16 protein-coding genes and 1 pseudogene are annotated in these 15,823 nt (G+C 43.0%); 3 read left to right on the forward strand and 14 right to left on the reverse strand.

Features of this window, described 5'->3' with window-relative positions:
* Positions 1 to 13: 13 nt before the first annotated feature.
* Complete coding sequence (locus C2M32_RS20085; protein ID WP_105170071.1) at positions 14 to 1,093, forward strand: response regulator; 1,080 nt, start codon at positions 14 to 16, stop codon at positions 1,091 to 1,093.
* 80 nt (positions 1,094 to 1,173) lie between these two features.
* Here the strand turns inward: C2M32_RS20085 and C2M32_RS20090 are convergent, their stop codons facing one another.
* From C2M32_RS20090 to C2M32_RS20150, 14 genes and pseudogenes are all read right to left on the reverse strand, one after another.
* The gene (locus C2M32_RS20090; RefSeq protein ID WP_105170072.1) at positions 1,174 to 1,998 is read right to left on the reverse strand and encodes an ATP-grasp domain-containing protein; all 825 of its coding nucleotides are present in this window, start codon (positions 1,996 to 1,998) and stop codon (positions 1,174 to 1,176) included.
* A gap of 156 nt (positions 1,999 to 2,154) precedes the next feature.
* Positions 2,155 to 2,724, reverse strand: a complete 570-nt coding sequence (gene efpL, locus C2M32_RS20095) for an elongation factor P-like protein EfpL (protein WP_105170073.1) — start codon at positions 2,722 to 2,724, stop codon at positions 2,155 to 2,157.
* Positions 2,725 to 2,824: 100 nt separating this feature from the next.
* Positions 2,825 to 3,031 (reverse strand): YqaE/Pmp3 family membrane protein, encoded by a 207-nt coding sequence (locus tag C2M32_RS20100; protein ID WP_442792727.1) that lies wholly within the window; start codon positions 3,029 to 3,031, stop codon positions 2,825 to 2,827.
* 163 nt (positions 3,032 to 3,194) lie between these two features.
* A complete protein-coding gene (locus tag C2M32_RS20105) occupies positions 3,195 to 3,905 on the reverse strand; it encodes a hypothetical protein (protein ID WP_105170075.1) in 711 nt (236 codons plus the stop codon).
* A complete protein-coding gene (locus tag C2M32_RS20110; RefSeq protein WP_105170076.1) occupies positions 3,898 to 4,665 on the reverse strand; it encodes an iron transporter in 768 nt (255 codons plus the stop codon). Before C2M32_RS20110 ends, C2M32_RS20105 begins: the two co-directional genes overlap by 8 nt.
* A complete protein-coding gene (locus tag C2M32_RS20115; protein ID WP_105170156.1) occupies positions 4,655 to 4,987 on the reverse strand; it encodes a cupredoxin domain-containing protein in 333 nt (110 codons plus the stop codon). The genes C2M32_RS20110 and C2M32_RS20115 overlap by 11 nt, the downstream gene beginning before the upstream one ends.
* A gap of 14 nt (positions 4,988 to 5,001) precedes the next feature.
* Positions 5,002 to 6,348 carry an ATP-binding protein gene (locus C2M32_RS20120; protein ID WP_105170077.1) on the reverse strand — a complete coding sequence of 449 codons (1,347 nt, stop codon included), beginning with the start codon at positions 6,346 to 6,348 and terminating at the stop codon, positions 5,002 to 5,004.
* Positions 6,332 to 6,988, reverse strand: a complete 657-nt coding sequence (locus C2M32_RS20125; RefSeq protein ID WP_105170078.1) for a response regulator — start codon at positions 6,986 to 6,988, stop codon at positions 6,332 to 6,334. The genes C2M32_RS20120 and C2M32_RS20125 overlap by 17 nt, the downstream gene beginning before the upstream one ends.
* On the reverse strand, positions 6,985 to 7,638 hold the full coding sequence (locus C2M32_RS20130; protein WP_105170079.1) for a hypothetical protein: 654 nt from the start codon (positions 7,636 to 7,638) through the stop codon (positions 6,985 to 6,987). The genes C2M32_RS20125 and C2M32_RS20130 overlap by 4 nt, the downstream gene beginning before the upstream one ends.
* The gene (locus tag C2M32_RS20135) at positions 7,635 to 8,438 is read right to left on the reverse strand and encodes an SDR family oxidoreductase (protein WP_105170080.1); all 804 of its coding nucleotides are present in this window, start codon (positions 8,436 to 8,438) and stop codon (positions 7,635 to 7,637) included. Before C2M32_RS20135 ends, C2M32_RS20130 begins: the two co-directional genes overlap by 4 nt.
* On the reverse strand, positions 8,438 to 9,121 hold the full coding sequence (locus C2M32_RS20955; protein WP_234401382.1) for a TenA family transcriptional regulator: 684 nt from the start codon (positions 9,119 to 9,121) through the stop codon (positions 8,438 to 8,440). Before C2M32_RS20955 ends, C2M32_RS20135 begins: the two co-directional genes overlap by 1 nt.
* Before the next feature lie 24 nt (positions 9,122 to 9,145).
* Positions 9,146 to 10,588, reverse strand: a pseudogene (locus C2M32_RS20960) (AMP-binding protein); the annotation flags it as partial.
* Positions 10,585 to 11,229, reverse strand: a complete 645-nt coding sequence (locus C2M32_RS20145; RefSeq protein WP_105170082.1) for a thermostable hemolysin — start codon at positions 11,227 to 11,229, stop codon at positions 10,585 to 10,587. The gene C2M32_RS20145 and the pseudogene C2M32_RS20960, both read right to left, overlap by 4 nt.
* A gap of 129 nt (positions 11,230 to 11,358) precedes the next feature.
* Positions 11,359 to 14,283 carry a sensor domain-containing protein gene (locus C2M32_RS20150; protein ID WP_105170083.1) on the reverse strand — a complete coding sequence of 975 codons (2,925 nt, stop codon included), beginning with the start codon at positions 14,281 to 14,283 and terminating at the stop codon, positions 11,359 to 11,361.
* A 173-nt stretch (positions 14,284 to 14,456) separates the two neighbouring features.
* Between C2M32_RS20150 and C2M32_RS20155 the strand changes: the two genes are divergently transcribed.
* Positions 14,457 to 15,074, forward strand: a complete 618-nt coding sequence (locus tag C2M32_RS20155) for a chemotaxis protein (protein ID WP_105170084.1) — start codon at positions 14,457 to 14,459, stop codon at positions 15,072 to 15,074.
* On the forward strand, positions 15,071 to 15,805 hold the full coding sequence (locus C2M32_RS20160) for an MBL fold metallo-hydrolase (protein WP_105170085.1): 735 nt from the start codon (positions 15,071 to 15,073) through the stop codon (positions 15,803 to 15,805). The genes C2M32_RS20155 and C2M32_RS20160 overlap by 4 nt, the downstream gene beginning before the upstream one ends.
* Positions 15,806 to 15,823: the final 18 nt, after the last annotated feature.

Consider the following 15,823-nt stretch of genomic DNA (forward strand, 5'->3'; position numbering starts at 1 on the left):
TGGGAAGGAGTATATGGCTGAGAAGTTCACGGTATTGCTGGTTGATGATACCTCCCCAAACCTCGCGTTAATGTCGGAGATATTAAAAACAGAATATCGAGTGATCGCCGCCAAAAGTGGGAAAAGTGCACTAAACATTTTGGACACTAAACCTGTCGATATCGTGTTGCTCGATATCATCATGCCTGAAATGGATGGTTATGAAGTCATAAAGAGAATGAAAGCGAGCGAAAAGCTGGCAGACATACCAGTGATTTTTTTAACGGCCAAAAACAGTATACAAGACGAAGAACTCGGGTTTTCGCTTGGTGCATGTGACTATATCAACAAACCAATCAGTCCCCCGATTATTCAGTCTCGGGTCAGAACTCATATTCAAATTAAGCGCCACAGAGATTTTTTAAAGGACCAAAATGCGTATCTAGAATCCGAAGTAAAAAAAAGAACCAAAGAACTTTCCGATGCGCAAGATGCAACCATTACAGCAATGGCCTGCTTAGCTGAGACCCGCGATCAAGAAACGGGAAACCACATTAAGCGTACACAGCTTTATGTTAAAACACTCGCCTCGAGATTAGCGACACTACCAAAATACAAACATGTATTGACCGAGCAAGTCATTGAGCTTTTTTACAAATCAGCCCCTTTGCATGACATAGGTAAGGTGGGTATTCCCGATGCGATATTACTGAAACATGGTCGCCTAACTGACGCTGAATTTGAAGTCATGAAAACTCATGCGCAATTGGGTTACGAAGCCATCGCAAAAGCAGAAGAAGAACTATCTGAGGAAGTGAAATTTCTGGAAATAGCCAAAGAAATAGCCCGTTTCCATCATGAGAAATGGGATGGCAGTGGTTATCCACTAGGCCTATCTGGTACTGATATCCCCCTCAGTGCAAGGCTGATGGCTATCGCTGATGTGTATGATGCTTTGATCAGTAAACGCGTTTATAAGGATGCCATGCCGCATGAACAAGCATTGAAAATAATCAAAGACGGTCGAGGTAGTCACTTTGACCCCGAAATACTCGATGAGTTTATGGCAATAGAAAAGGTGTTCTTTTCTATTGCTCGCAAATACTCAGATTAATACGGTCTTTCCACACACCGTGCCCAGCCAATAAATGTCACTTAAATTTGATAGAGCAGGCTGCTTAGTCAGCTAGTTATTCAGACCTTATTCAACCCCTGTAACGCTTTTTTATAAAGCTCGATGACAGGATCTATGCTGTTAGTTTCAATATAATTATTAAACTGAGGTGAAGCATTAAGCTCGATAAGATACATCTCGTCCTTATCATCAACAATGATGTCGTAGCCTACCCAGCCCATAGGAAACTCTGTGTGGATCGGTGCAACGAAATCCGCCAGTTGTTGCAACAGCCCTTCATCGGTTACATGAACAGCTTGCTCACCATTTTCCCAATATTTTACGTTGAAAGAAGCCGCAGCATTCCCTCGACGGTATGCAAACACAGGCTCACCATAAGCACATAACAAACGATACTCAGCTTTTGTCGCAACAAACTGTTGTGCTAATGCCAAATAGTCATAGCTTTTTGACTGATGATTAAAAATTTCCTTAAGGGCCGTTTCCGTCTCCAGTGCGTCATGACACAAAAATACGTTGTCTCCAAGCGCGCCTTTGTTGCGTTTAACAACGATGGGATACTCAAGCTCTTCATCAATACGTGCCAGCGCTGCAGCAATGCTGCTACAGTGCTTATACTTGCTGTACTTTACGGCAACATTAAAATCTAAAAAGTCTAGCGCTTTTGGGACTCGTACAACCTCTTTGAGCAGCTGGTAAGTATGGCTCTTGTCTTTACATACACAAAACGCCACTTCGGTATTAAACGGTGTTTTGTTCAGTTCAAAGTATTGCCAGCCGTTGTCCATTTTCACACGAACAAAGTTCTGGTCCAAGTCGATGAATTCATAGTCAAAACCAACAGCATCGCACGCTTGAGTGAGACATTTTATATTATTTTCCATATCGCTATTTGATCTCGTTAATTGGAGGGGTGGGTATATTGGAGATACGTTAACAAACAACAATCCAAACTGCTGGCACGCAGGCCCTGATTGGTATGTTTAAAGCTTCTTTAATACGAGCACAGCAATGACCGTGCTCGCTAATTTAGTCGCAAATTAATCTGCGCGACCCATAAACTTTTTCTCATCGGTGTTGATGCGGATCTTGTCACCGGCTGAAATGTGCTCAGGTACTTGAACAACTAAACCCGTTGTTAATGTTGCAGGTTTAGTACGCGCGCTGGCTGATGCGCCTTTGATTGAAGGGGATGTATCTTCAATAACAAGCTCAACGCTTGAAGGTAAGTCGATTGAAACTGGACGACCTTCAACAATAACCGCCAATAACCCTTTTGTATCTTCGCTGATGAACAATACTTGCTCTTCAATCGTGCTTTTATTCAAGTTGTATGGTGTGTAGTCTTCTTCATCCATAAACACATACTCATCACCATCGATGTACGAGAACATGACTGGACGACGAACTAGATCTGCAAGTGTTAACATTTCATCGGCTTTGAATGTTTCATCAACTTTGCCGCCATTCACGACATCGTACATACGCATACGATACAAGCTACCACCTGCGCGACCTTGTGGCACCGAACGTTCGATGTCTCTTACGATCATTACGCGATTGTTATACTCAATCGCCGCATGTTTTTTAATTTCACTGGCCTTAGGCATGACTATTTCTCTTAAAATTATTTTGGCAAAAAACTACCACGATCTTGCCACATAACCAAGCACCAAGGCCAGCTAATTTCAGCTGATTAAAGTACCGTAGTTAACGTAATATTAGCCACAGTGCATGTATAATCCCCGGGACCAAAAACAAAATACTCAAAAGTACGTTTATTACTAGATCTTTCCCTACCCCATTGTTTAACGCCACTGCTATCGGTGGAAAGATAATTGCCAAAATAATCAACACCAGTTTATTCATTTTCTTCTCCATGATTAAGAATGTGAGGGTAAAAGTACGCGACGCCATGTCTACTTACTCACCCACATTAAAGGCTAATCCAAAAAACACGGTTTGCAATTTATTCTGGCAAGTTAATGAAGATAATAGATAAAAACCACCAAACTTGTGTCTGATAATTTCTTTGCAACATCGACCTAGAGCAGTGGCTCATCCAACCTAAAATTAATCATTAAAATTCAAATTCTAGTGCCAATCTAAAGCTGTGATCTTTACCGCTATGAGAGATTTCACTGACAAAACCGACTTCCCACTTCAATTGGCGTTGCCCAGCAAACCGGTATAAGCCAATAATTGCAGGCCCAACCCCAACAAAGTCCTCACCGCTATACAGTTCAATAGCAGGCTGAAACGCAGGATCATAGCGGTAGCGCAACTGCGCTCTAAATTCACTCTCCCATTCATTCTTAATCGCTTGCCCCCATTCTCTTACAATAAACGCATTCATAGTGAGGCTGGTTTTACCAAATTCTTTTTCGAACAACATGCCAATCGTCGCTTCGTAAGCAGAAATCTTATGGCGTTTTTCAAGCTCAAACAACATTCCCCAATCAGCCCAATAACGTCCCTGCTCAACCATTTGCCAGCGCGCCTCAAGTTCATAAGCGGCCAAGTCAAAATTATCAGCAGGATCCCGCTCGCCTATCATATAGCCTTCAACCGTGACGGATTCAGTAATCGCCCAGCCAAGTCCAGCGCGTTGCGCCAATACGTTGCGGTCGTCGGTTTGCCGAGACAACAGTCGCCATTCAACTTCTCTTTCAAATGGCAGAACATATGGGTGATAAACTTTATCAACCACCATGCCATCCGCAAGCACAGGTAATGACATTAAGCTAAATGCACTACACAACAATACTGTGCTAAAGAATGATCTAGTCATGTTTCAACTCCTTCAAGACCCCTTGCGTATTCTTTTCAACATGCCAAAACATCACCACAGCGACTAAAAATAGTGATGTTAAAAAAGCAATTAAATTCGCCAAGCTGGGTGTTGCCTCGTAACCTACAAGAGACTTTAAAATACGCCCAACAATGCCATGTTCATCCAGCCAACCACGCACATCAAACACGGTTTCACTACTTGGCAATAAATCAATTTGTGCAGCTAAATCAACCGCGTTTGCAATTTTACTTGCGCTATGAAATGCCAGTAATGCAAGTACTAACGATACGGCATGATTTGCTCTGAACCACGTCAGTGTGAAATAAAGCAAGGTACAAAAACTTAGACAAATCCCTAACCCTAGCACGGAGCCTATAAGCAATCCCTGTGTGGCATCTTGCCCCCAATAGCTGCTCAAATACATAACAAAATGACTTAGATACAACATACTGGCTAAAGCAATGGCCGCCACCTTGTATCTACTTCCATACGCACTGGCAATCGCCCCCAAGACACAGATATAAATACCAACTAACATCAAGATTTTGCTGATCTCCAAACCTCGATAATCAAACCATTGACTGATTGCCCCTGCCGCAGCCAAAAATAAAGTACATGCAACTGTGCAATAAAGCACGGTAAGCCAAACGGAGATCTTAGATTGACTACCACCTATATCGCACTGTAACAACAGCACCCACAGTAGTGCTAATGGCAAAAACTGATTCAAACTGATGATCACGGTGTTAAGGAGCATCTGTTGACTCCCTCACAATTACCTTACCCTGAGCAGTATTTGGTGAGAATTCACCAAAAAATCGATATTCGCCTATACTCAATGGCCCGATATAAATCACACTCTTGCGATGCGGAAACAGTACCTTTTCTCGATTGAGATCAAAGCTATCAAATTCTTCCGCGGTGTCGTCCTGATTGTCGATGATTAAACGCACTTTTTTACCCGCTGGTATTTCGATTTCTGCGGGCATAAATAAATGGTCTTTCAAAATGATGTTAACCGAGTCAGCTGCCAGTGCTCTGGGTGTAAAAAACAAATAAAATAATGAAATTACAAACATATAGCTGCGAATCACTAGCATGAATGCTCCTTCATAAATTTAACTTCAACTCGCAATCCGCCCAATTGCGAGCGCTCAAGTTGCAGCTGCGCATTATAAATTTCTGCAATTTGCTGAACGATTGCCATCCCCAGTCCAGCGCCTTTCTCACCTGAGGGGTGTTTATCGCCCCCCACTCGATAGAAACGATCAAAAATACGTGCTATTTGTGCGCTGTCCATACCCGGGCCAGAGTCTTCAATCACCCAGCTCGTAGTATGTTCGCCAGACATGACCGCGAGTTTGATCTGCCCCTTTTCAGGGGTATATTTCACAGCATTACTCAATAAATTCATAAACAAAGTTTTAAGCGTAAATTCACAGCCAAGTATTGAACAAGGCTGTGATTCTAAGCTAATTTGCAATTGTTTTTCTGCAATGCGTTGATAAAGCTCAGCCACCACTTCCTGACTCAGCAGTTGTAAGTCAACCGCATAAAAATTTGCTCGCCACCTGTCAGGTTCGGTACGTGCCAACGTTAGCATTTGTTCCACAATATGGCTGAGCTGCTCCACGCCCTTTTGCATCGCCAGCAAGCTGGGGTGTTGAAATTCTTCCGTCAAATTATGCAGATTGATTTTCAAACTACTAATTGGAGTTTTTAGCTCATGAGCCGCATCCGATGCAAAGTACCGCTCACGCATGTAAGCCTTTTCAACTTTAGCGAACAGACCGTTGAGTCGCTCGATAACAGGAGCAACTTCTGCATCGTCACTGGTAACAGTCAACTTACTGAAGTCGCTTGCATTTCGTTCTTTTAGTTCATTAGACAATGTGGTCAAAGGCCGTAACGAGCGATGAATATACCAAGCAATAAACCCCGCCAATAAAGGCATGACCATCACCAGTGGTGTCATCGCCGACAGGATCAGACTCTCTGACAGCATGTAGCGCTTCTGTATTGGTTCAGCCAACAGTAAACGCATATCCCGTTGGTGCAGTACAAAAGTTCTTAATCGAGTGCCAGCAATATTTCGGGTAGCGAATCCCACTTCATCCATCATAGTGACAGGAATGTTCGCCAACTGTTGTGCTGAGTATACTCGCTGCCCATTATGCCACAACTGACCATACAAACTTTGCTGTTCTGGCCAATGATCGGTGGGGGTTTCAATCAGCACTTGTGCCACCCCCATTAACTGTAAATCTAATTGTTGTTGCGCTTCTTCCATGCTGCGCTGATAACCGTTCAGCAACGCCATAAAGGCAGTCAAAATCACCATGGAGAGTAAAATCATGGTTAATCGACGATTGATAGATAAACGCGCACTACTTTGCGGCTGCGCAGTTTCTCGCACCACAGCTTTATTTTGCGACCACATAACCTATGCCACGCAACGTTTTGATAAAATCTTTAGGCAGTTTTTTACGCAAGTTATGAATGTGTACCTCAATGGCATTTGAACCAAGTTCTTCACCCCATTGATATAGTTTATTTTCTAACTGGCTTTTTGACAGCACTCGGCCCGCATTTTCCATCAGAGCTTTGAGTAACATAAACTCTTTTCTTGGCAATACTAAAGGCGCATCGTCAACGCTGGCTTGATGAGCGGCTAAATCCAGTAAGACATTTTGACATTGCAGTGTGCTACTGCTTTGGTTTCCAAGCCGCCGACTGATGACCCTCAAACGAGCAAATAGCTCTTTCGCTTCAAAGGGTTTTGCTAAATAATCGTCGGCGCCCAAATCCAACCCTATAATTTTATCCTCAACGCTGTCTCTTGCGGTCAAAATAAGCACCGCTGGCTGAGTTTTTTGTTTTCGTATCACCTTGAGCACATCTAGCCCATCACCATCGGGCAGTCCTAAATCAAGCACAACCAGCTCAACTTCACCATTGCTCAGCATTGAATTAGCCATATCCACTGTTTGCGCATGCTCAACAGTGTACCCTTCTTTTTGTAATGAGTGGACGAGACCCTGAGCTAGCAGGGCATCATCTTCAACCAGTAATAGTCTCATCGTTTATGTTTTAACTTTTTCTCAACTTTGGCCATCAACGTGTCTACTTCCTGTTGGCGATAAAAATCCGCCTTTTCGCGCCCCTCGCGCGCGGGCGCTTTCTTTGCTAACTGTAAGTGATTCAGTGCTTTTTTATAATCTTTCTCATGATAGAGAAATTCTGAATAGAAGTAATTAATATCTAGTCCAGATGGGTTTATTTTTAAAGCTTGATGAAACAGCTGCTCAGCTTTTTTATCACTACCAAAGCCAATCGGCCAGCCAGGCACTTTGCTATACAAGGTGCCAAGGCTAGTCAGCGCAGAGCCATTGAGTGCGGACTCATCTATCGCTATTGCCGCCTCCAACTCTGCTTTTGCTGCTTTGGCTAAGCCTAGTGCACCTAATCCACCTTTTGCTCCAGCATAACTTGATTGCACAATGCCATGCCAGATATGACTTTCAGCCTTATCAGGATAGTTGGTAACCAATGCTTGACTGTCCTTTATTAAAGCTGCAAACGCTTTTTCCTGTGCTTCATCACGTAATTCATAATTTACGCTAGCCCAAGATTTTTGTAGCACAATCAACTGTTGATCAAAATTTGCTTGGCTAAAGCCGCTAATGCTCACTAACAGTAGCAAAGCGGACATGATCTTTATTGCTTTCATGAGGATGACTCCTTAGTATTGAACTGACAACGAATGTAATTTCTAATCGTCTTTAATTGCTTAATAATGGCGCTATCTACAAGCTCAGGTAACAGCCCGTTGACTCTGGCAAATAGTTTTTCTGGAAAACCAACAACCCAACGGCGTTTGCTGCTATTCAGTAGCTGCATAAATTCTTTTGCGACACGTTCTGGCGAGTCTACTTTGTTACCTAGGGCTTTATTCAACGAACGCACATCGTCATTGTTTAGATGGGTATTTGTCGCTCTTGGGGCAAAGTACTTCACATTCACGTGGCCATCGAGCTCCCTTGATAGGGCTTCACTAAAACCGCGCAACCCAAATTTGCTCGCACAATACACACTTTGATATGGATAACCTATGTAACCAAATGCCGATCCCACATTGATCACAGTACCCATTGATTGAATCAACTGCTCCATTAAGTGTTGGGTTAGTAGCATTGGTACATGAAGGTTGAGCGTCAGTTGCTGCATTATTCTCTCAGGCGATATGTCCTGAAAAGCGCGCATTTCATTGCTCCCAGCACAATTGACCAGTAAGGAGGCGGTGCCCATCGCTTGGGCTTGCGACACCACTTTTCTGTGACTCTGGGTCTGCACCAAGTCTATCGCTAAATACTGATGCTGATCCCCTAATTGCTGCTGTAGCTGCGAGAGCTTTTCTTCACTGCGTCCCAACAATAAACAACGCCACCCAGCATTACTTAGCTGCAGTGCAATGGCAGCCCCAATGCCACCAGACGCGCCGGTGACAACCGCAAGTTTACTTTGCGCCATTAGCAAACCTCCCGAGTTTCATTAAACACAGGCATGGTGGCAATACTCCTAAAGATGTCGCCGTAGAGTCGATAAAAGCGTTTAGCGCTATGAATGATCAGTGCCTGCTCTTTTTTGCAGTGGATCTGGTTCATCAAGCCCTTGAAGAAATCTATGTGCTCAATATCCAGTGCACCATGTGAGGTCAAATAGCTAAACGCGTTTTGTGGAAGATTTAACTGCTCGCGAATACTGTTCGCCGCTTGATCAGCCAAAGCGATTGAGGTTCCCTCTAAAACATTCACCATGCCAAAAAAACACAATGGGCTTACTCTATTAATGCTGTCATAGGCATAACTGACCATCATCTCTGTTGCAAAGCTAGGCGTCGAGTCACGCACTTGTTCTTTGTCAAAGCCACAGACAGCCAGATCGTTCAAAATCCATTCCTGGTGCCCCATTTCTTCTTCAATATAATGACCTATAGCCTCACGTAACCACTCCTTAGAATCATCTAATTTACTGCCACAGGCCATCAGCAAAGGTACTGTATGCTTAACATGGTGGTATGCCTGCTGTAGAAAAGATCCATACTGACCTAATGTTATCGCGCCGTTAAACACTTCTTTGATGATGGGCGCCGCTAGTAGGTATTCTCGCTCGGTTTGCGTCTGTACTTGTAATTGCTCGTAAAAGTTGCTCATTTTTCTATCCTGCTCTTGAAGGTATAAACTGTCGATCACATCCGCATAATAATCAGCAATCGCTGCTCTTTTAGGGCGCATATTGGCACTCAGTAACCCCTGCTCAACACTTAAAGGGGTCGCGAGACGATACCAACGTAAAACATGTGCGTAATCGGGTAGAGACTGGTTTACTTCAGCCATAAATTGATTGAACATATCGTCTGAAACATCTTGAGGTAGCCATACCAGAGCACTGAGAAATGGTCTTGCTTCACCACATACCACCACCTGCACAGGCCAAGGCGTATTTTGCAGTAGAGATTCGGGCCATTCTGGGCTGATGTTTCTGCCAAAACTATTGATTATTAGGTTCTTTTTTCTACCAATGATGGTCAATCTGGCGTCTAAATCATGCTGCTCAATATGTACCAGATCACCGCTGGCATACCAACTTTGACCATCACGTGGTTGCTCTCCCAGATAACCCAAAAACAGAGCACCTCGAAGATATAACTCGTTATCAACGACTTTGAATTGGATGTGTGATAGCGGCTTACCGACACTGCCATCTTGAATGATGTCGGTGTTTAAGCTCACCACTGAGCAGGCTTCTGATAACCCGTACCCTTGATATACCGGTAGCCCCAGAGTGTGGGCGCGATCGAGCATCTGAGTCGATACCTTGGCTCCTCCTACGGCAACAAATTGCAAAGACGTCGGGGGAGACCAGCCTTGTTCACATGCCAAAACCAAAAACTTTAATATTTCAGGCACTAAAATCAAACTACTTGGTTGATATTGCGAAATAGCCAAAAGCAATGCCTTACCCTCAACAAGCTGACTCCCAACAAAGCCAAGTTCTTTTGCTGATAAAATTTTGACTTGTCCGCCACTGAGTATTGGCGCATAGATACCCGCTACGTTTTCCAACAACACCCCAAGAGGTAGTACACATAGATGCTTGGGGGCATGCAGTGCAATACGCTCACAAAGACTGTTGGCAACCGTCAACTGGCTCGCAAAAGATAAACAACACCCTTTTGGCTGACCTGTTGAACCTGACGTGAATGTGATCTTCTGGGTATTTGCAAACAATTTAACCGGGTGTGTATTACGACATTCGTATACCCACAGCTGTGTACCAAAAATAGTCAAAGTATCCAACACAACCCTATCAGGCACGGGCTTATCACAAATTATGCGTGTAGCCCCCGCTTTACCTATGGCAAATTCACATTGCTGTTGTGAAAAAAACATCGGCAATGGTAGAGCGGCACTGCTGGTTAAAGTGAACGCGAGATCAAGTACCACCCATGCGATACTATTGTCTAAGTGAAACGCGATACAGCTTGCTGACTGTGACTCAAGAAACTCTGCAACCTGATATGCTTGCGCAGTCAGTTCAGCTGCAGTGATATTTTGTGTGTTATCTGACAGCACAATTCGCTCTGCTGATTGTTGCAATTGTTTAAATATCAAATTCATGCCGATATTCCTCGTCTCAACTGTGCCGTTTCTCGCACATACATCGTGGCCAACTTGGAAAAAAGCTTTGTATCTGCAATAACTTGTCGAGCATTAAGTAAGTCAACTACACATACTTTCGGATCAGCTTCATAGTAACTACCATAATCTTTAGCGCTTGCTACGCACTCAGGTTGAGCGGCACTAAGTTCACAAATGGGTACTTGGCACAGCGCCATTAATTTCCTGACTTGCATTGTGCCAGTGAAGGCCAAAAATCGTATCTCAGATGCCAATAAGGCCATTGTCACAACGATGAAGTGACCGAGCGTTGCGCTGCGATGAGTAGAAAACAGGTTTCCTAATTCTGCTATCTGGTCGCGGCTTTGACAGTGAGGTAAGAATGCTTCAATCGGCTGCTGCACATATTGCTCAACAAATAGCTCTGAATTTTCGGCACGACGTAACCCCAACACACAGTAACCATGAGGGGTTGTTAAACGACTTAGCAATGGATAAAAGTCATGTAAGTTAGCCTGATATGCACTAGCAAATCCCGCTTTTACACATTGTTCGAGATCACTTCGGCCAGTTTGCCCAGCACTGGCCCAAGACAGTGCGCCGACATGAATATTGTGATTATGAAGTGTTGTTGCGCTCATAAGCGGCTCCTCTAGCGGTGATAATGTCACTGTAGAGCGCCAAAATTAAGTAAACCTTAAGAGTTTTTAATTTTTTAGAGTTTTATAATCTGAGAGCAAAAATCACGCGGTTCAACATGATCATGCGCCCTATTGCAAGGTACGAGATTGATCTATTGACATGCCTGCTTCAATAATAGCGTCGATGGCACGGGCACATTTAGGTTTTGAGAAGTAATAGCCCTGTAATTGGTGGCAACCGGAATCAGCCAGAATACGTGCTTGTTCAGCGGTTTCTACCCCCTCCGCAACACAATTAACCCGTAAGCTCTTCGCCATATGTACAATCACAATGGCTAGCTCTCCGCTGCTAATGTCACCAGTCAGATCGGAAACAAACTTTTGATCAACCTTAATGGTATCGAAGTTAAGGTACTTTAAATAACTCAAGCTAGAGTAACCCGTCCCAAAGTCGTCAATGGCGACCCGAATACCATGGCTTTTAATATCCAATAGCGTTTGTTTCATTGCATCTAAATTAGAAACCAACGAAGACTCTGTGATCTCTATTTCAATGTTGGTAGGGGGAATATTGAACTGTTTAAGTGAGTGTAAAAAGATAGCAATAAATTTGGGTTCTATTAATTGCAAAACAGAAATATTGACGCTTAATATCAAAGACGGCATTTTTTGCAGCCAAGCAGAGAAATCCCTAAACGCCTTTTCGAGTAACTGCTCACACACCTTATCAATGAGGTTCGCTTCTTCTGCAATGGCGATAAATTCATGGGGGCCTGATAATTCACCATCATGATCCCATCGCGCCAGCATCTCAAGCTTTTCTAATACAAAACTCTGCGCATTCACAACAGGCTGATAGTAAGGAATAAACTCACTTTCTTTTATACCTGTCGCTATCGCGGATTCCTGTTCAATTTTAAATTCAGCATCCTGATCTAGCTCGACACTGTAAAACTGATAGTTACTTCTCGCGACTTTCTTCGCGCGATACATCGCCGTATCAGCATGTTTCATCAAAGACTCTGCTGAGTCCCCATCTTCAGGATAGATTGCAACCCCCGCACTCACCGCGAGTTCAACCTGCACCTGATCAAGTTCATAACAACCCGAAACAGACTCAAGTATCTTTTCAACTACTTTACCCACTTGCTTCTTATCACGAACCGCATCGAGTAACAATACAAACTCATCTCCCCCCATACGAGAAACCGTGTCACAACTGCGGATACTATTAGTTAATCGTTTCGCCACTTTTTTCAGTAATGAATCGCCCACTGCGTGCCCTAACGAGTCATTGATTTTCTTGAATTTATCCAAATCAATAAAAACCACCGCAAAATAATGTTCTTCTCTTTTTGCGCGTTTGCAAAATTGCGCCAAGCGATCTTGTAGCAATAACCTATTTGGCAACCCCGTTAGCACATCATGATGGGCTAAATGGCTCAATTTACGTGACATTAAGCGCGACTCCGTCACATCTTGAAAGACCATGACGGCCCCGACTATTTCACCATTTTTAAGGTAGATAGGAGAAATCGAATCCTGAATGGCAAACTCAAGTTTCAAGTGATTTCTTACACAAGTTAGTTCAGGTAACCCCATAAGTTGATTGTGTTTAATACAGTAATCCGTCAAGCCCCTGATGGGCTGTTTAGTGTCTTCATTATAAAGAGGCATAACTTCATCAAAAGGTAGCCCTTTAACCTCTCTCGTTAATTTAGCCAGTACCGCTTCGGCAACAGGGTTCATGTACGTTACTTTGCTGTCTACATCAGTACAAATAACGCCATCACCAATTGAACTCAATGTCACTTCCAATAGTTCTTTTTCTTGCTCTAATACTTCCGCTAATTTTATTTGTTCAGATATGTCCTGCAAGAAACACAAGGTACAGATTCCATTGGGTGTGTTGAATACTTCCGCTTTTAAATTAACCGTTAAGTTGTGACCTTTACTCCCGTTCAATAGCAAACTTGATAGTATAAATTTACTCTCGACATCTAAAACATGCTGAGTAAATGCTTGCTTACCTTCTGATGTCATAAAGTCAGTAAATAGCTTCCCAATAAGCAACTTTCTGGGTTCTTCTATCGCATTGGCAAAACCTTCGCTAACCTCTTGAATTTTGCCTTCTGAATCTATGGTAAGGAGCATTTCTGGACTGAGTTCGAATGTGTGCTGAAAACTCAGATGCAACTGCGATAGCTGCATGTGTGAATGAGCAGCAATTTTCTTGTAGCGCCAAACAAGTAACGCGGTTAAATAACCCACCGTAATAGATATAAATAAGGAAAAACCTGATCCCATCATTTCGTTATCCACATTGAGATAATGAAAATTAAGCACTGTGCTTGCTAAGCCACCAACAGAAAAGCTAAATAAATTTAATAGCTTGAAATCGTAAAAAACCACCGACAAGGCAAACAAGGCTACTGTTATTGCAGTAAACAAATGCCACGAAATGGCAGCAGTAACCACCATTAAGCTTATAAAGAGTACACAGAGCATCGCATAGCGAAGTTGATAAACAGAGTGCAAATAGGCTTGGCCCCTAGCCATGAAAGCCAAGATAAATGGGGCTCCCACAAAAAGTGCTAATGCGTTACCCATCACCCTGCTAAACAACACGGTTTGTGTCGCTACAGCTGTGTGATACAGCATCCAAGAGACACTGATTGCACCAAAAATCATTGCAGGAATAAATACACATTTAAAGATGCTCGATGCTACTTGAAAAATGGATCGTGGTTGAGAGTCAGTGTGATAGTAACGTTCAAGTAACTCACAGATCACCATCACTTCTAGCATGTTGATAACTATTAAAGTTATGTTTATCAAGTTCAGAGCAGATAGATAGGCAAGTACTACACTACTGACCAGTGCGATACATGTACAAATGGCCAAGCGAACGAGCGAACTTTGATTGATAAGGCCGCCTATCAGCCACAGACTCACACCACCTAACGAAATCACTGCAAGTGCTGTTGGCGAATAAAAGAGATATAAAACGACCGTCGCTAAATAACCCAAAACCCAAAAAAACAGGTGTTTCATTTGTATAACCTAACCTTGGTTGACGTTGAAGGGTCTGTGTCTAGTAAAAATATGAGTGAGATCCTTTGATTAATCAAGGTAAAGGCATGATACGCGTGGTTTTCAAGTGATTTATTGGGCGAAAAACCAAAATTTATCTATGCTCATAAAACTGCAACAGTTGAGTTTCACCCATGACCAGAAATGATGAAGCCGCTCAGGCTGTTAGAAATTTTGTACGCGTAGCAAACATAGTATCTAACTTAGATACTATTTTAATTGAAGCAAAGAACCTCTCTCTGACCGCAAAAAATGCAAGAGTCGTTGCGCTGAGGGCTGGCGACTCCGCGTTTGGTTTTAAGCCTATCACCAACTTTATTGACGAGTTTTCTGATCTCACCATCAAAACTACCAAGCAAATATCGCAACTGTCTAGCCAGCTGTTCTCAATATCCCTAGCAGTGGTCAGATGTAGTGATTTTCAGCAACACCTGAATGATTGTGCACAGTACTCCGACCATAAGGCGATTAGTCATTTACAAAGAGTGAGCAGTCTAGAGCTTGTGAAAACCATCAAACAGCTACAATCAGTGATTGCGTATTTAGAGAGTCATTTTGAAGACATTCAAAAACAAATGCGAAGTGCTGAATACATCGCTGTCACGAGTCGTGTGGAGGCGTCTAACGCGGGAGAATTTAGCGAAAGTTTACAATCAGTATCCGATTTCATCACTGGTGCCGCTAAAAAAATAAAATCAGCTATTAGTGATAATGTGAAAGAAATTAACCAGCTAAGAGGAGCATTACGTTGAAAACAAGCGAAATATACAACAGCGCTACACATACCTGGCTAGTACTTGGAAGAGATTCGAATAAACCAAACAACATCATCGACACCAACCAGTATTTGATTAAAAGCACTGACGAAGCGATTATTTTAGACCCCGGCGGCATTGAGCTGTTCTCTCCCATGCTTGCTAGCATACTCAAGCACGTTACTTTAGAACAAGTCACCACCTTGTTTGCTTCGCACCAAGACCCAGATATTATCTCGTCACTGGGACTTTGGGATAAAGCCCTACCTAAAGCGACCCTTCATGCTCCTTGGCTATGGGAAGGCTTTATTCGCCACTTTGGCATGGACAACATAAGCTATCAGCCTATCAAAGACGAAGGTGGAGAAATCAAAATTGGCAAAGCCACACTGCGATTTGTACCTGCTCACTATCTACACTCCTCTGGCAACTTTAATGTGTACGATCCTAAAGCAAAAATATTAATGAGTGGTGATATTGGCGCCGCACTGGAAAAAGGTGAACCACCGATGTTCGTCGAAGACTTTGCAAGTCATATCAAATATATGGAATATTTCCATCGTCGCTGGATGCCTTCAAACCGAGCCAAAAATGACTGGATTTCTCGTGTCCGAGAACTGGATATCGACATAATGGCACCACAGCATGGTCGTATTTTCAAAGGCGAAATGGTACAAGAGTTTCTAGAGTGGTTTTCACGCTTAGATGTGGGTTGCGCGTATAAATAAACCACTCATTGAGGTTCA

The sequence above is a fragment of the Pseudoalteromonas sp. T1lg23B genome (genome assembly GCF_002964665.1).
GTDB lineage: Bacteria > Pseudomonadota > Gammaproteobacteria > Enterobacterales > Alteromonadaceae > Pseudoalteromonas.

What these genes read in the sequence shown, in the direction of transcription:
- C2M32_RS20085 (WP_105170071.1), top strand. Translation starts at nt 14, where the DNA reads ATGGCTGAGAAGTTCACGGTATTGCTGGTTGATGATACCTCCCCAAAC.
- C2M32_RS20090 (WP_105170072.1), bottom strand. Translation starts at nt 1,998, where the DNA reads ATGGAAAATAATATAAAATGTCTCACTCAAGCGTGCGATGCTGTTGGT.
- efpL (WP_105170073.1), bottom strand. Translation starts at nt 2,724, where the DNA reads ATGCCTAAGGCCAGTGAAATTAAAAAACATGCGGCGATTGAGTATAAC.
- C2M32_RS20100 (WP_442792727.1), bottom strand. Translation starts at nt 3,031, where the DNA reads ATGGCGTCGCGTACTTTTACCCTCACATTCTTAATCATGGAGAAGAAA.
- C2M32_RS20105 (WP_105170075.1), bottom strand. Translation starts at nt 3,905, where the DNA reads ATGACTAGATCATTCTTTAGCACAGTATTGTTGTGTAGTGCATTTAGC.
- C2M32_RS20110 (WP_105170076.1), bottom strand. Translation starts at nt 4,665, where the DNA reads ATGCTCCTTAACACCGTGATCATCAGTTTGAATCAGTTTTTGCCATTA.
- C2M32_RS20115 (WP_105170156.1), bottom strand. Translation starts at nt 4,987, where the DNA reads ATGTTTGTAATTTCATTATTTTATTTGTTTTTTACACCCAGAGCACTG.
- C2M32_RS20120 (WP_105170077.1), bottom strand. Translation starts at nt 6,348, where the DNA reads ATGTGGTCGCAAAATAAAGCTGTGGTGCGAGAAACTGCGCAGCCGCAA.
- C2M32_RS20125 (WP_105170078.1), bottom strand. Translation starts at nt 6,988, where the DNA reads ATGAGACTATTACTGGTTGAAGATGATGCCCTGCTAGCTCAGGGTCTC.
- C2M32_RS20130 (WP_105170079.1), bottom strand. Translation starts at nt 7,638, where the DNA reads ATGAAAGCAATAAAGATCATGTCCGCTTTGCTACTGTTAGTGAGCATT.
- C2M32_RS20135 (WP_105170080.1), bottom strand. Translation starts at nt 8,438, where the DNA reads ATGGCGCAAAGTAAACTTGCGGTTGTCACCGGCGCGTCTGGTGGCATT.
- C2M32_RS20955 (WP_234401382.1), bottom strand. Translation starts at nt 9,121, where the DNA reads ATGAGCAACTTTTACGAGCAATTACAAGTACAGACGCAAACCGAGCGA.
- C2M32_RS20145 (WP_105170082.1), bottom strand. Translation starts at nt 11,229, where the DNA reads ATGAGCGCAACAACACTTCATAATCACAATATTCATGTCGGCGCACTG.
- C2M32_RS20150 (WP_105170083.1), bottom strand. Translation starts at nt 14,283, where the DNA reads ATGAAACACCTGTTTTTTTGGGTTTTGGGTTATTTAGCGACGGTCGTT.
- C2M32_RS20155 (WP_105170084.1), top strand. Translation starts at nt 14,457, where the DNA reads ATGACCAGAAATGATGAAGCCGCTCAGGCTGTTAGAAATTTTGTACGC.